13 protein-coding genes are annotated in these 13,663 nt (G+C 64.3%); 7 read left to right on the top strand and 6 right to left on the bottom strand.

What is annotated here, in order from left to right:
- Positions 1 to 345, bottom strand: a 345-nt coding sequence (locus JNK68_02405; GenBank protein ID MBL8539203.1) for a ubiquinone biosynthesis protein UbiB, incomplete at its 3' end; no start/stop codon positions are given.
- Positions 345 to 1,034 (bottom strand): hypothetical protein, encoded by a 690-nt coding sequence (locus JNK68_02410; GenBank protein MBL8539204.1) that lies wholly within the window; start codon positions 1,032 to 1,034, stop codon positions 345 to 347. The genes JNK68_02405 and JNK68_02410, both read right to left, overlap by 1 nt.
- Before the next feature lie 168 nt (positions 1,035 to 1,202).
- Between JNK68_02410 and JNK68_02415 the strand changes: the two genes are divergently transcribed.
- On the top strand, positions 1,203 to 1,760 hold the full coding sequence (locus JNK68_02415) for a hypothetical protein (GenBank protein ID MBL8539205.1): 558 nt from the start codon (positions 1,203 to 1,205) through the stop codon (positions 1,758 to 1,760).
- A gap of 58 nt (positions 1,761 to 1,818) precedes the next feature.
- Here the strand turns inward: JNK68_02415 and JNK68_02420 are convergent, their stop codons facing one another.
- Together JNK68_02420 and JNK68_02425 are read right to left on the bottom strand one after the other, a co-directional pair.
- Positions 1,819 to 3,678, bottom strand: a complete 1,860-nt coding sequence (locus JNK68_02420) for a phosphoenolpyruvate carboxykinase (GTP) (protein MBL8539206.1) — start codon at positions 3,676 to 3,678, stop codon at positions 1,819 to 1,821.
- 210 nt (positions 3,679 to 3,888) lie between these two features.
- On the bottom strand, positions 3,889 to 4,887 hold the full coding sequence (locus JNK68_02425; protein MBL8539207.1) for a TerC family protein: 999 nt from the start codon (positions 4,885 to 4,887) through the stop codon (positions 3,889 to 3,891).
- Positions 4,888 to 5,126: 239 nt separating this feature from the next.
- Here JNK68_02425 and JNK68_02430 point away from each other — a divergent pair, with 239 nt between their 5' ends.
- A complete protein-coding gene (locus JNK68_02430; GenBank protein MBL8539208.1) occupies positions 5,127 to 6,815 on the top strand; it encodes a Kef family K(+) transporter in 1,689 nt (562 codons plus the stop codon).
- 51 nt (positions 6,816 to 6,866) lie between these two features.
- On the opposite strand, the gene JNK68_02435 is transcribed toward JNK68_02430, so the two are convergent.
- Positions 6,867 to 7,544: a response regulator transcription factor gene (locus JNK68_02435; protein ID MBL8539209.1), complete on the bottom strand. Its 678-nt coding sequence runs from the start codon at positions 7,542 to 7,544 to the stop codon at positions 6,867 to 6,869.
- Positions 7,502 to 8,953, bottom strand: coding sequence for a GHKL domain-containing protein (locus tag JNK68_02440; GenBank protein ID MBL8539210.1), 1,452 nt, complete (start codon positions 8,951 to 8,953; stop codon positions 7,502 to 7,504). Before JNK68_02440 ends, JNK68_02435 begins: the two co-directional genes overlap by 43 nt.
- Before the next feature lie 187 nt (positions 8,954 to 9,140).
- On the opposite strand from JNK68_02440, the gene JNK68_02445 reads away from it, so the two are divergent.
- The 5 genes from JNK68_02445 to JNK68_02465 all read left to right on the top strand — a co-directional run.
- On the top strand, positions 9,141 to 10,334 hold the full coding sequence (locus JNK68_02445; protein ID MBL8539211.1) for a sodium ion-translocating decarboxylase subunit beta: 1,194 nt from the start codon (positions 9,141 to 9,143) through the stop codon (positions 10,332 to 10,334).
- A 47-nt stretch (positions 10,335 to 10,381) separates the two neighbouring features.
- On the top strand, positions 10,382 to 10,726 hold the full coding sequence (locus JNK68_02450; protein MBL8539212.1) for a hypothetical protein: 345 nt from the start codon (positions 10,382 to 10,384) through the stop codon (positions 10,724 to 10,726).
- A gap of 288 nt (positions 10,727 to 11,014) precedes the next feature.
- A complete protein-coding gene (locus tag JNK68_02455) occupies positions 11,015 to 11,500 on the top strand; it encodes a CBS domain-containing protein (GenBank protein ID MBL8539213.1) in 486 nt (161 codons plus the stop codon).
- Positions 11,500 to 12,834, top strand: a complete 1,335-nt coding sequence (locus JNK68_02460; protein MBL8539214.1) for an ArsB/NhaD family transporter — start codon at positions 11,500 to 11,502, stop codon at positions 12,832 to 12,834. Before JNK68_02455 ends, JNK68_02460 begins: the two co-directional genes overlap by 1 nt.
- 245 nt (positions 12,835 to 13,079) lie before the next feature.
- The coding region (locus tag JNK68_02465) for a hypothetical protein (protein MBL8539215.1) at positions 13,080 to 13,663 on the top strand (584 nt) is incomplete at its 3' end.

A 13,663-nucleotide genomic window follows, 5' to 3' on the forward strand; every position in this document is an offset into this window, starting at 1 on the left:
CTCGGGCAGCAGCTGCTCGAAGGGAACCGGCGCGACGTCGTTGTGCAGCTTTTCGAACTCGGTGATCCAGTGCGGAGGAAAGAGGTCGACGCGGGTCGCGAGCACCTGGCCGAGCTTGATGAACGTCGGACCGAGTTCCTCCAGCGCGAGGCGAACGCGCTGCGCAGGCTCGAGTCGCTCGCTGTCGGCTGCCGCACCCCAGTTCAGGATCTCTCCGGCACGCTCGAGAACACCGGCGATGCCCAGACGCCGCACCACGTCGCCGAGGCCGTGCCGGATCAGGACGGAGGCGATTCCGTGCAGACGCGGCAGATCCCGCATCACCCCCAGGGTGGCGCGGAGCATCAGCGGTCCTGCGGGTCCGTGGGTGCGTCGGCGGAGTCGCTCTTCCGGCTGCGCAGCGCTTCGGCGAGCCCGGCGAGGACGCCGCTCGCGACCTCGCCGAAACGCGTGCCGAACTCGTTCGCGCGCTCGATCCCGGTGACGGTCGCATCCAGCGAGGCAGCGGAGAAGCGCTGCGCGAGTTCGCTCAGGATGCTCGCGATCTGGCGACCGGTGTCGGTTCCGGCGCGTCGGGCCGAGGTCAGCGCCTCACGCAGTTCGGGACGCACCTGATCGCTTGCCGCGTCGGCAACCTGTCCGACGGTGGAGAAGAAGTCATCCTCCAGCTTGCGCAGATTGGTGAGCGCCTGCCTGAGCTCGCCGTCGGAAAAGCCACGGCCGCTGGCGGCAAGCTGCTTCAGCGCGGCCTGCCCCGCTTCGGCCGAGGTCCGCAACGCACTGTCGAGACCGTCGAGCGCTTGCGCCAGCGCCTGAGGAATATCGATGCGCTCGCGCTCCGCGCCCCGTGCCGCACTCTGCGTTACTGCGCGGATGACGTCCTGCAATCCGGTGCGATCGAAGTGGCGGTCCTTGAACGCCTGCAACGTCAGATCGCGCACACGCTCGCGAATGTCCACGTCCGGCGCGACGTTCTCGCTGGCGGCGTTCGCTGGTTCATCCGCGGTCGGAGGCGGTGGTTCGGACTCTGGCATGATGATACCTCCCTGGATCGTGGGGGCGATCGCATATCCCTAATGTTAGCCCGCGGCCTCCCGGTTGACCTAGCGTCAAACAGCCCCGGATGGTTTTCCGTAGCCTGCGGGCAGCTACAATGCCGGCCCTCAGGGACACTGTCGATACGGAGGAGGGGGGCAGGCAGGATGGGGTGGAGACGGACAACATGCTGGCTGCTCGTGTGGGCGACGCTGGTGGTGCTGGGCGCCTGCGCATCGAGTCCGCCAGTGCGTCAGGTGCAACCCGCAGGCGGTCTCTCCCTGCCGGTTGCGATGCGTGTGGCGTTGCAGGTGGACCCCGCGATGCCGCCGACGCAGACCGTCGAGTATCGGGGGGCTGGCTGGAGCTATGCCGATGCCGAACTCATGCAGGCGGCAGCACTGAACGTATTCAGCCAGGTGTTCCAGGAGACGGCTGTCGCGCCGACGGCAGACGCGCCTGTCATCACACTGCAACTGAACGGCAGCAGTTCGCTCAATCCGGTGCTGGGCGAATACCATGCGAATGCCACGGTCACGGTGTTTGCAGGTGCCGATACTGCGTCCGAGGCGATTGCGTTCTTTGCCGGCACGGGTCAGGGAAGCCAGCCGAATCCGGACGACGGCGTCTGGCAAGCCTACGATGCTGCTTTTCGCGAGATCGCGGAAGTGCTCCTTGTCGATCCGCACCTGCTCTCGGCTCTCAGCGGCCATCAGGAACAGTAGACGAAAAAAACCCCCCGCATGCACGGGGGGCTCGTCTTACCGCCTGTCAGCGATCAAATCAGATCGTTTCCCTGGCGAGTTCCCAGCGATCGGGCGAACGCCACAGCCGCGAGCGCAGCAACTCACGCTCGAAAGTGAACTCCTTCGGCAGACGATCGAGGAAGCGGTCGAACAATTCCTCGTGGGAGTGCGCTTCTGCCGTGCCCGCCTCGCGGCGCACCGCCATGAGGTCGTAGAACTTGTCGGCGGGGAATTCCAGCCCCTTCCATTCGATGTCCTCGAAGCGAGGCATCCAGCCGATCGGGCTCTCGACTGCGAAGCCGCGGCCGTGCACGCGATCGACGATCCACTTCAGCACGCGCATGTTCTGACCGAAGCCGGGCCACATGAACTTGCCGTTCTCGTCCTTGCGGAACCAGTTCACGCGGAAGATGCGCGGCGGGTTGGCGACCTTGCGCCCGACGTTGAGCCAGTGCGTGAAGTAGTCCGCCATGTTGTAGCCGCAGAAGGGCAGCATCGCCATCGGGTCGCGCCGCATCGCAGCCTGGCCGATCGCCGCAGCAGTGGCTTCGGACCCCATCGTCGCGGCGAGGTAGACACCGTGAGCCCAGTTGAACGCCTGGAACACGAGCGGCATGTCCTTGCTCATGCGGCCGCCGAAGATGAACGCGCTGATCGGCACGCCCGCGGGGTTCTCCCACTCCGGATCGATCGACGGGCACTGGCCGGCGGGGGCGGTGAAGCGCGAGTTCGGGTGCGCTGCGACGCGGCCGGCATCGGGCGTCCAGTCCTTGCCCTGCCAGTCGATGGCGTGCGCCGGCGGCGGGCCGTCCATGCCTTCCCACCATACGTCGCCGTCATCGGTGAGGGCGACGTTGGTGAAGATCGAGTTCTTCTCGATCGTCTTCATGGCATTCGGGTTGGATGACGTGTTGGTGCCCGGCGCCACCCCGAAGAATCCGTACTCGGGATTGATCGCGCGCAGCAGGCCGTCCGGGCTCTTCTTGATCCACGCGATGTCATCGCCCACCGTGGTGACTTTCCAGCCCTCGAAGCCCTTGGGCGGCACCAGCATGGCGAGATTCGTCTTGCCGCATGCGCTCGGGAAGGCTGCCCCGATGTAGGTCTTCTCTCCTTCCGGGCTCTGCAGGCCGGAGATCAGCATGTGCTCGGCGAGCCAGCCTTCCTTGCGCGCCATGACCGAGGCGATGCGCAGCGCCAGACACTTCTTACCCAGCAGCGCGTTGCCGCCGTAGCCGGAGCCGTACGACCAGATCTCGTAGGTCTCGGGGAAGTGCACGATGTACTTCTTGGCGATATCGGGTTCGCACGGCCAGCTCACGTCCTTCTGGCCCGGTGCGAGCGGCGCACCCACGGAGTGCACGCACGGGATGAAGAAGCCGTCCGCGCCGAGCACGTCGAGCACCTTCGAGCCCATGCGCGTCATGATGCGCATGTTGACGACGACATACGGGCTGTCGCTGAGCTGTACGCCGATCTTGGCGATGGGCGAGCCGAGCGGACCCATGCTGAACGGGATCACATACATCGTGCGCCCGCGCATGCAGCCGTCGAAGACCGAATGCATGGTCTCGCGCATCTCGTCCGGATGCGCCCAGTTGTTGGTCGGCCCGACCTCTTCCTTGGAGGCGGCGCAGATGAAGGTGCGCTCCTCGACCCGCGCGACGTCCGACGGGTGCGAGCGCGCGAGATAGCAATTCGGCCGCTTCTCGGGATTCAGACGAATGAAGGTGCCGGCCTTGACCATCTGGTCGCACAGGCGATCGTTCTCCTCTTGCGAGCCATCGCACCAGACGACCTGATCAGGCTTGCACAGCGCGGCGAGCTCATCGACCCACGCCGCGAGCCTGCGGTTGTTGGTAGGAACACTGGGGATACTGACGGGATTGGTGCTCATCGCTCGCCTCCTGCGGGGTGCGTGAGGTTAGACAGAATAGAAATGGAGAGAAAGGGAACTGCTCAAGGTTAAGTGAGATAAGCTACGGCAGTTTGATCTGCGTCAAATCTTGTTGCGTTAGCTTACTCCTTTTGTGGCTCACCGCGAATACCGATCGCGGAGGCCTATGCCGCCGGGACCTCGGCTGGCCCCCGGCGAGGCGGTCGGCGATCAGGATCGCCCGCCGTGGTCCTGCAGGACGTGACTGCGCGTCTTCCAGAGTGACACGAGCACACCGCCGGCGATAAGACCCAGAGTGACGCTGAGCGATACCGTGGCCGGCAGTTTGCCGATGAAGTTCACGAGGAAGATCTTGGCGCCGATGAAGACGAGCACGAGTGCCAGGGCGTGCCTGAGATAATGGAAGCGATGAACCATTGCGGCCAGGGCGAAATAGAGCGCGCGCAGGCCGAGAATGGCGAAGATGTTGGATGTGTAGACGATGAAGGTTTCCTGGGTAATGGCGAAGATCGCGGGGACGCTGTCGACGGCGAAGATGAGGTCCGCGAACTCGATGAGCACGAGCGCGAGGAAGAGAGGCGTCGCGTAGCGCACGGTTCTGCCGGTGGCGGGATCGGGCCGGCTCACGAAGAAGCGGTTGCCGTGATGTTGGTCGGCTACGCGCAGGTGTCGTCGCAGGAAGCGCAGCAGCGGGTTGTTGGCGATGTCCGGTTTGTGGTCGGAAACGATCAGCATCTTGATGCCGGTGCCAATCAGGAACACGCCGAAAACGTAGAGGATCCAGGAGAACTGCGACAGCAGCGCGGCGCCCAGGCCGATCATGAGGCCGCGCAGCACGATCACGCCGAGGATGCCCCAGAACAGCACGCGGTGCTGAAACTGCCGCGGCACCGCGAAGAATGAAAAGATCGTCGCGATCACGAAAATGTTGTCCAGCGACAGCGCCTTCTCCACGAGGAACCCGGTGAAGTAGTCGATGCCGTCGCGCGCACCCATGTACCACCACACCCACGCGCCGAAGAGAAGGCCCATCGCGACATAGCCCGCGGAGAGCCAAAGACTCTCGACGACGCCGATCGCGCGGTCCTCGCGATGAACGACGCCGAGATCGAGCGCGAGCAGGGCAACGACGATGGCGATGAACGCCAGCCAGATCCAGAACGGCTGGCCGAGAACTTCTGCGCAGGCGAAGGAAAGGAACGAGTCCATGACGGGCCCCTGATAGCTGTGGAAGGAAGCCGACGACATGGCGTGCGCATCGCGGCGGACGTCAGAGGGGCCCGTCGGCTGTTCCTCAACCGACCGGGCGCGGGAGGAAAAGTTTCCGGTGAGAACGGCGAGGGAACTTTTGCGCCGGGGTCGGCATCCGGTAAGGTTGTCGTGGCGCCTTCGCGCGCAACGACGTCGTGCCTGCCCGGTTCCACCCGACACAAGGAAAAAACGCCTCGATGGTTCACAGCGGTCCACTCATCGCGACGATCGCCACCGCACTCGGCCTTGCCGTGGTGCTTGGCCTCCTGGCTGTTCGGCTGAAGCTCCCGGCACTGGTCGGCTATCTGCTGGCGGGCATCCTCATCGGGCCGTTCACGCCGGGGTTCGTTGCCGATGCCGGCATGGCCAGCGAGCTCGCCGAGATCGGCGTCATGTTGCTCATGTTCGGCGTCGGCCTGCACTTCTCGCTGAACGATCTCATGGAGGTACGCCAGATCGCCTTGCCCGGGGCGGTGCTGCAGATCGCCGTGGCCTCGGCTCTCGGCGCCGCGGTAGCCATCGCCTGGGGATGGGGCGTGGGCGGCGCGCTCGTGTTCGGTCTCGCGCTCTCGGTGGCGAGCACTGTCGTGCTGCTCCGGGCGCTGGAGGCCGATGGCATGCTGGAGTCCATGAACGGCCGCATCGCCGTGGGCTGGCTCATCGTCGAAGACCTCGCGATGGTGGTCGTGCTGGTGCTCTTGCCTCCGGCGGCGGGGTGGCTGGGCGGCGGCACGTCGGGCAGCGACGGCGGCAGTCTGTGGCGGACTCTCGGCGTGACGCTGATCGAGGTGACCGCGTTCATCGCCCTCATGCTCGTCGTCGGGCGCCGGGTTTTCCCTGCGCTGCTGTGGCAGGTGGCGCGTTCGGGTTCGCGCGAGCTCTTCACGCTGTGCGTCGTGGCCGCCGCCGTCAGCATCGCCTATGCTGCGAGCGTTCTGTTCGGCGTCTCGTTCGCGCTCGGCGCGTTCTTCGCCGGCATGGTGCTGCGCGAGTCACAGTTCAGCCATCGCGCCGCGGAGGAGTCGCTGCCGCTGCGCGAAGCATTTGCCGTGCTGTTCTTCGTCTCCGTGGGCATGTTGTTCGATCCAAAGGTGCTGATCGAGCAACCGCTGCAGGTGCTGGCCGTGGTCGGCATCATCGTCATCGGCAAGTCGATCGCCGCCGCCGCCGTGGTTCTCGCGTTCCGCTATCCGCTGAGTACCGCGTTGACGGTCTCGGCGAGCCTGGCGCAGATCGGCGAGTTCTCTTTCATCCTGGCGGGTCTCGGCGTGAGCCTGGGACTGCTTCCCGTCGAGGGCCAGAGCCTGATCCTCGCCGGTGCGCTGATCTCCATCGCCCTTAACCCGCTGGTGTTCGCCAGTGTGAAGCCGCTGAAGAGCTGGATCCAGTCGCAATCGGCGCTGGCGCACGTGCTGGAGAGGTCGGGCGATCCGCTGTCGGAACTGCCGATGTCGACGGACGAGAAATACCTGTCGGGGCAGGTCGTGCTCGTGGGTTACGGGCGTGTCGGACGGCGCATCGCCGACGCCTTGTCTGCGCGGGGGATTCCGTTCGTCGTGGCCGAACGCAATCGCGAGCGCGTCGAATGGCTGCGGGCAAACGGGATGGCGGCAGTCTCCGGCGATGCGTGCGAGCCGTCCGTTCTGATTCAGGCGCACATCGCGCGCGCCAGCATGCTGGTGGTGGCGGCACCCGACACCTTCGACGTGCGGCAGATGATCAAGACCGCGCGCACGCTCAATCCCGACGTCGTGACTGTCGTGCGGACCCACAACGAGGAAGAGGCGACTCTGCTCAAGAGCGAGACCGAGAGAGTCTTCTTCGGCGAGGAAGAACTCGCCAAAGGCATGATCCGACACGTGCTGGAACGCTACGGAAAGGCCTGAGCGATCACTGGCCAGGAAGGCCGGCGGCCTCGTCCCGTGACCAACAACCGGTCACCCGAGATCGCCGCGATCGTGGATGAAGAGCCGGAACAGTTCCGCAACGGATGCAACACCGAGCTTCTCGCGGATGCGGGCACGGTGAAACTCCACCGTCTTGACGCTGATACACAGCTCCTCGGAAATCTGGCGTGTCTGCTTGCCAGCCAGCACCGCGTGCAGCACTTCGCGCTCGCGCGCAGACAGCGCCTCGAGTCTGGAGGCATTGCTGCCCGTTGGCGCGCCGGGCGCCGGCACCCGCTGCGCGGAAAGCACGTCCTCCCGCAGCGCATTCAGAACCGCCAGCACCAAGCGCTGCTGGTCGACCGGCTTCTCGATGAAGTCGCTTGCACCTTTCTTGAGAGCGCGCACCGCCATCGGGATGTCGCCGTGAGCGGTGAGGAAGACGATGGGCAGCGGGGTACGGCGCTTGCGCAGTTCGTCTTGCAGATCGAGCCCGCTCATCCCAGGCATGCGGATGTCGAGCACGAGGCAACCACTGCAATCGGGGCGATAATCCCTGAGGAATGCGCTGGCAGACTCGAATGTCTCCACGCGCAGGCCCGACGCCCGGAAGAGCAGGCCGAGCGCATCGCGAATCGCTTCGTCGTCGTCGACCACGAAGACGGTCTGCTGCGCGGCATCGACGATCACGCGCGGTGCTCCGGCGGCACCGTGAAGCGGAAGATGCATCCGCCTTCCGGGTCGGCTTCGTGCCACAGATGGCCACCGTGCGCCTCGACCACCGAACGGCAGATCGACAGGCCCAGCCCGAGTCCCTGCGGCTTGGTCGTGAAGAACGGCTGGTACGGCGCATCGCCGATGCCATCCGGAAGTCCGCCGCCACGGTCGGCGACGGAGACCAGAATCGAGCCATCGCTGTTCACGCCGGTGGAAACCCTGCACGAGCGTTCTTGCTGGGCACAGCCGCGCATGGCGTCGATCGCGTTCTGCAGGAGATTGATGACGACCTGTGCCAGCAGCGTGGGATCCGCGTGCGTCGCCGGCAGATCCTTCGCGAGCGCGACCTCGACATTCACGCCGGCTTCTTCGAGATGCACGTCGGCAAGATCGAGCGACTCGCGGACCACCGCGTTGACGTCGCATTCGCGCGGCTGCGGATGGCGGCTGCGGATGAATTCACGCATCCGGCTGATCATTTCGCCAGCGCGGATCGCCTGTCGGCGGCACTTCTCGATCGCCGCGACGACTTCGTCGCGATCGGGCTCCGGTTGTGCCAGCAGGCGCAGGCACGCGTCGGTGTAGCTCGCGATCGCCATCAGCGGTTGATTGACTTCGTGCGCCAGCGTCGACGCGATCTCCGTCAAGGCGGCGAGCCGCGCCGTCCGATGGAGCATGTCGCGGTGCTGCTGCCTGAGCGACGATGCGTGCTTCTGCTCGGAGATGTCGGTGATGACTTTGAGGCTCACCCGTCGATTACGGCTCCACGGCACGGGACCAGTCTGCACGAGATACCAGCGTCCCGCGGCGAGGTCGCGCACCTCGGCAGAGACGAAGGTGCCCGGGGCCTGCGGCGCGGGCGCCGTCGCCGCGCTGGGTTGAGCCGCAAGCGCGCCGCCGAAGCGTTGCTCGAGACCGGCTGCCTGCAGCGACGAGGGCTCCGCGCCGAGCATGTCGCCCATTCTGCGATTCGCGTACAGGATGGTTCCGCGGTCGTGATCCATTACGTACACGCCAGCATGCAGTTCTTCGAGCACGCGCAGGAATCTCTCGTCGGCTCGGTGCAACGCGCTGCGCTGGCGTGCCAGGAGCCACACGATGGCGACGTACACCGTGAACATCGCGAGACCTTCCCAGTAGAAGAAGATCTCCCGCGAATAGGCGTGAGCGGTGCGAAAGCTCACGATCCAGGCAAGGCTCGCGACCGCGACGATCAGGAGTCCGGCGCGCGGCCCCGCCGACCACGTGGCAAGCGCGATCGGCAGCAGGTACAGGATGGCGAGACGCAGTTCATAGCCCGTGACGTAGTCGAGGACGGCGACGCAGACCACGAGCGCCAGCGCGAGGACGATACCCCGCCGGGCGTCGACCTCGAGCCAGTGCAGGCGCAGGGTGTCGCGGTGGGACACCAGATCAGCCATGCCCATGGCAGCGGCCCGCGACATCGTCGACGCAGCACAGCGGCGGGTGTGCGGCAGACGTGCGAGAGAAGGTGAGACCTCGTGGCAGCGGTATCTGCTGCAACACGTTGCGCGCGAAATCTAGTAGTAGCCCTAGTTCGCCTCTGGATTCGCGGCTTCTATAGTTGACCCCTGTCTCTTCACAGAAATGAGACGAGGGAGAACGCCAGTGCTCGACCAGACATTCGTTTTTCTGCAGGCGCTGCTCGATCAAACCGGGGCCATCAATATCACGTGGCAGAACCTGGTGATGATCGCCATCGGCATCACGATGATCTATCTCGCGATTGCCAAGCACTACGAGCCGTTGCTGCTGATCGGTATCGGCTTTGCCTGCATCGTTGCCAACGTGCCCGGCCCGCCCGACGACGTGCCCGGCGGCAAGGCGATCTCTGCATTGCTTTACGTGGTGAAGGAGGGGGGCTTGTTTCATTACGCCTACGAAGGCGTCGGCAAGCTCATCATTCCGCCGCTGATCTTTCTGGGCGTGGGCGCGATGACGGACTTCGGTCCGATGATCGCCAATCCGCGGCTGGTGATCCTCGGTGCGGGCGCGCACCTGGGCATTTTCGTCGCGCTCATTCTCGCCAAGATGGTCGGCTTCACGATCAACGAGGCGGGTGCGATCGGCATCATCGGCGGCGCAGACGGGCCCATGGCGATCTTCGTCACGGTGAAACTTGCGCCGCATCTGCTCGGGCCGGTCTCGGTGGCGGCCTATTCCTACATGGCGCTGATGCCGATGATTCAACCGCCGGTGATGCGGGCGCTGACCACCAAGGCGGAGCGACAGATCTCGATGAAGCAGCTGCGGAAGGTCAGCAAGGTGGAGAAGATCGCCTTCCCGATCGTCATCGCGATCATCGTCAACCTGTTCTTTCCGCCGGTCGCACCCCTTATCACGATGCTGATGCTCGGCAATCTCTTCAAGGAGTGCACGGTGACGGAGCGGCTGGCGACGACCGCCGCCGGACCGTTCATGAACGTCATCATCATCATCCTCACGGTGGCGATCGGCTCGACCATGGCAGCGGACAAGTTCCTCACCCTGCAGACCGTGATGATCGTCGTGCTGGGGCTGATCGCCTTCGTCTTCGGCACCGCCTCCGGTGTGCTGACAGCCAAGGTCATGAATCTCTTCCTCAAGGACAAGATCAATCCGCTGATCGGGTCGGCGGGCATTGCCTCCGTTCCCATCGCCGCCCGCGTCTCTCACATCGTCGCGCACCAGGAGAATCCGAACAATTACCTCATCTATCATGCCATGGGACCCAATCTGGCAGGCGTTTTCGGCACCGCGATCTCCGGCGGCATTCTGCTGGCGCTGCTCGGCGTGAACTGAGTGACGTCCCCGCAGCGCATCGTCCCGGACATAGAGGCAAAGAACCCATGCACGCAATGATTCCCGACACTATTCAGGGTGCGCTCATCCTGAGCGTGATCGACTTCTTCCTGAGCTTCTTCATCATCGCCGGCATCGGGGCGGTGCTCGCGGCGTTTCCCCTGCTCAATCGCGTCACGGCGGCGCGCGAGGAACCAAAGCCGGTCTCAGTGCAGAAGGAAATGGCCGAGCGCGACGCGGCAGAACATATCGCCGTGATCACCGCAGCGGTGTACGCCACGATGGCGGGCGCCTATCGCATCGTCAGCATTGAGCCCGCTCCTCACCGTGGCGACTGGCTGAGCGAAGGACGACTCGCTCATCACACCTCTCACGACCCACGCTCGCGCTGAACGTATGCGATAGAACGCCTTCTCCACGCGGCGTAGTTCATCCTTTCGGCTGCGTCGCTTCCTCATCTCGTTCACCTGTCGGTTGCGCGCTCGCGCCGCCGATGCCTTCTTGTTGCCTTGAGTCCCGCAGGGCAGACATGGTACGGTTCGACTGCCGCGTGCGCCCGATGACCCGTTTCTGAACACGTAAGAGAGAGAGCGGCGCGTGCACAGGCACGCACACGACGAAACAAGCATTGCCAGAGCAGGGGATCGTGCAGCGCTGTCCTCGTCTCCAGGGAGGGAGTCATGAGTCAGCAGTCCGATGCGTCGTGCCGGTCGATCATGTCGTCGCCGCCGGCCACCCTCAATCCGTCCGACACGCTGTTGTCCGGTCTCGATGCGATCGTCCGTCACCGGCTGCCCGCGCTGCCGGTGGTGGAGAGCGATCAGCGCTACGTCGGCATGCTGCCGCGCAGCCGTCTGATCGCGCTCGCCATGCCGCGTCTGCTCTCGCATGAAGACCAAACGCATCCACTGAGTCATTTGCTGGAGGTGGGCTTCATTCAGGACACGCTTGCCGAACTGCAGGCGCGCATCGACGCGGTCGCGAACGATCCCGTCAGCCGGCACATCGATCCGGAGGTGCCGGTCCTGAGCCCGGAGACGCCGCTCATGAACGCCATGTTGTTCCTGTATCGGCAGCGCAACCTCCTTCCCGTCGTCGAGGAGGACAGGCTCGTCGGCATCGTGTCGGTGTGGGACGTGCTCGCCCGCATCGGGAGGGTCAAGTGATGCACGAGGCCGAGTCGCACGTCATCTTCGGCCTCGAGCCGCTGTGGCTCGCGACGACGGTGATGATCATCACCTACGGGGTGATCATCAGCGAAAAGCTGAACCGCTCGATCATTGCGCTGCTCGGCGCGATGCTCATGATCATGCTGGGGCTGCTGACGCAGGCACAGGCGGTTGCCGGAATCGATTTCAACACCATCGGGCTGCTGGTCGGGATGATGATCATCGTCTCGATCACGCGTAAGTGCGGCGTCTTCGAGTATCTGGCGATCTGGTCGGCAAAGCTCGTGAAGGCAAGTCCAGCCGGCATTCTCGCGATGCTCGCGGTAGTGACGGCGGTAGTCTCGGCGTTCCTGGACAACGTTACGACGGTGCTGCTCGTCGTCCCCGTGACGCTCGTCATCACCGAAGCACTCAAGGTCAACCCGTATCCCTTCCTGTTCTCGCAGATTCTTGCCTCCAACATCGGCGGCACAGCGACCCTGGTCGGCGATCCACCGAACATCCTGATCGGGGGGCAGGTTGGGCTTGCCTTCAACGATTTCGTGATTCACCTCGCGCCGGTGATCGTCGTCGTGCTCATCGTCCACGTCATCTCGATGCACCTCATGTGGGGGCGGCGCATGCAGGCCGCGGACGAGCTGCGCGCCAAGGTCATGGCATTCGACGAGCGCAAGGCCATCATCGATCCGCGGCTGCTCAAGCTCTCGGCATTGGTGCTGGCGCTGGTGATCGTCGCCTTCGTTCTCGCACGCCAGCTCGGGCTCGACTCCGGAACGATCGGCATGGGTGGCGCCGCTCTCTTGCTGATGCTGGACAATCTCGGCAAGTCCGCGGAGCAGCAGTCCGAGAGCGTGCTCAAGGTCTACAACGAGGTGGAGTGGATCACGATCTTCTTCTTTATCGGACTTTTCATCGTGATCGCAGGCGTGGAGCATGCAGGACTGCTCAAGCTGCTGGCGGACAAGCTGCTCGCCGCGACCGGTGGGGATTTCACCATCACGGGTCTCAGCATTCTGTGGGCCTCGGCGGTGCTTTCCGCGATCGTCGACAACATACCCTTCGTGGCGACGATGATTCCCCTCATCAAGGCGATGGCACCCGCGTTCGGAGGATCTGACAGTCTGCTGCCGCTCTGGTGGTGTCTGTCGCTCGGCGCGTGCCTCGGCGGCAATGGGACACTCATCGGGGCAAGTGCCAATCTGACCGTTGCGGGCATCGCCGAGCGCAACGGGGTTCCCTTCCGTTTCTTGACGTACACGAAACTGGCGTTTCCCCTGATGCTCCTGCACGTCGCTATCTGCCACGTGTATCTCTTCTGGCGGTATTTCTGAAGCTCTGCCCGGTGCTGCGCGGCACCGGGCATTTCCTGCCCTCTCGTTGATCCCTTCTGTGTTGGCGATTGCACGCGCCACACGGGGTTCCTTTTGTCGACCTCCGGCGAGCCGCTAACGTTTTTAAGTAAGTGCGGTGTGTATCTGGCAGATGAATTTATTGGGAATTAATACAGATTATTTTGTAACACTCACAAACTAAAAAATATCACTAAATTGATTTTGGCTCTGTTATGCTTGTTCCCATGGACGCTCCTTTGCGCAGATACGAGTTCAGCGAGCGGCTCGCCGACATTCTTGGGGAGTCGCGGCGGGACCTCCGGTTCCGCGTGACGCTGATGGTGACGGAAGGCTTGGAGCCAGCCGGTCCGCGCGGCCGCGGGGCCCCAATGGCGACGCCGCGCTATGCGGCCAGTCTTCTGATTGGCTGCATGGCGGCACCCCAGCAGTCCGACACGGTCGAGGCGATCCGCTGCTACAGCGAACTCGTCCCCGCGCTGTCGGGGCCCGACGCGGTATCGCCCCGGGTCCGCAAGGGGCCGGTGCGCGAGTCGGAGCAGTCGTTGCCCGAGTTGCCGGGCCTCGATCGCGGCGCGCGATTCGGCGAGATCGTGGCGAGACTCATCGAGATGGGCGGCGCAGATCCAGGCCGGGAGGCGCTCCGGCAGTGGGTTTTCGGCATATGGGTGAATCGGGGGTACCCGATTGCCGGTGTCCAGTTCGCTACCCAGGTTGACGGCGAGTACGCACTGATCACGCAGGGGTTCGAGCTGGCGGAGGGTGCAGCCCCGCCGTCCTGGCTCGATCCCGAGCGCGGCGGACGTGCCGA

The sequence above is a fragment of the Betaproteobacteria bacterium genome, from assembly GCA_016791345.1.
In the GTDB taxonomy this organism is placed as follows: domain Bacteria; phylum Pseudomonadota; class Gammaproteobacteria; order Burkholderiales; family JAEUMW01; genus JAEUMW01.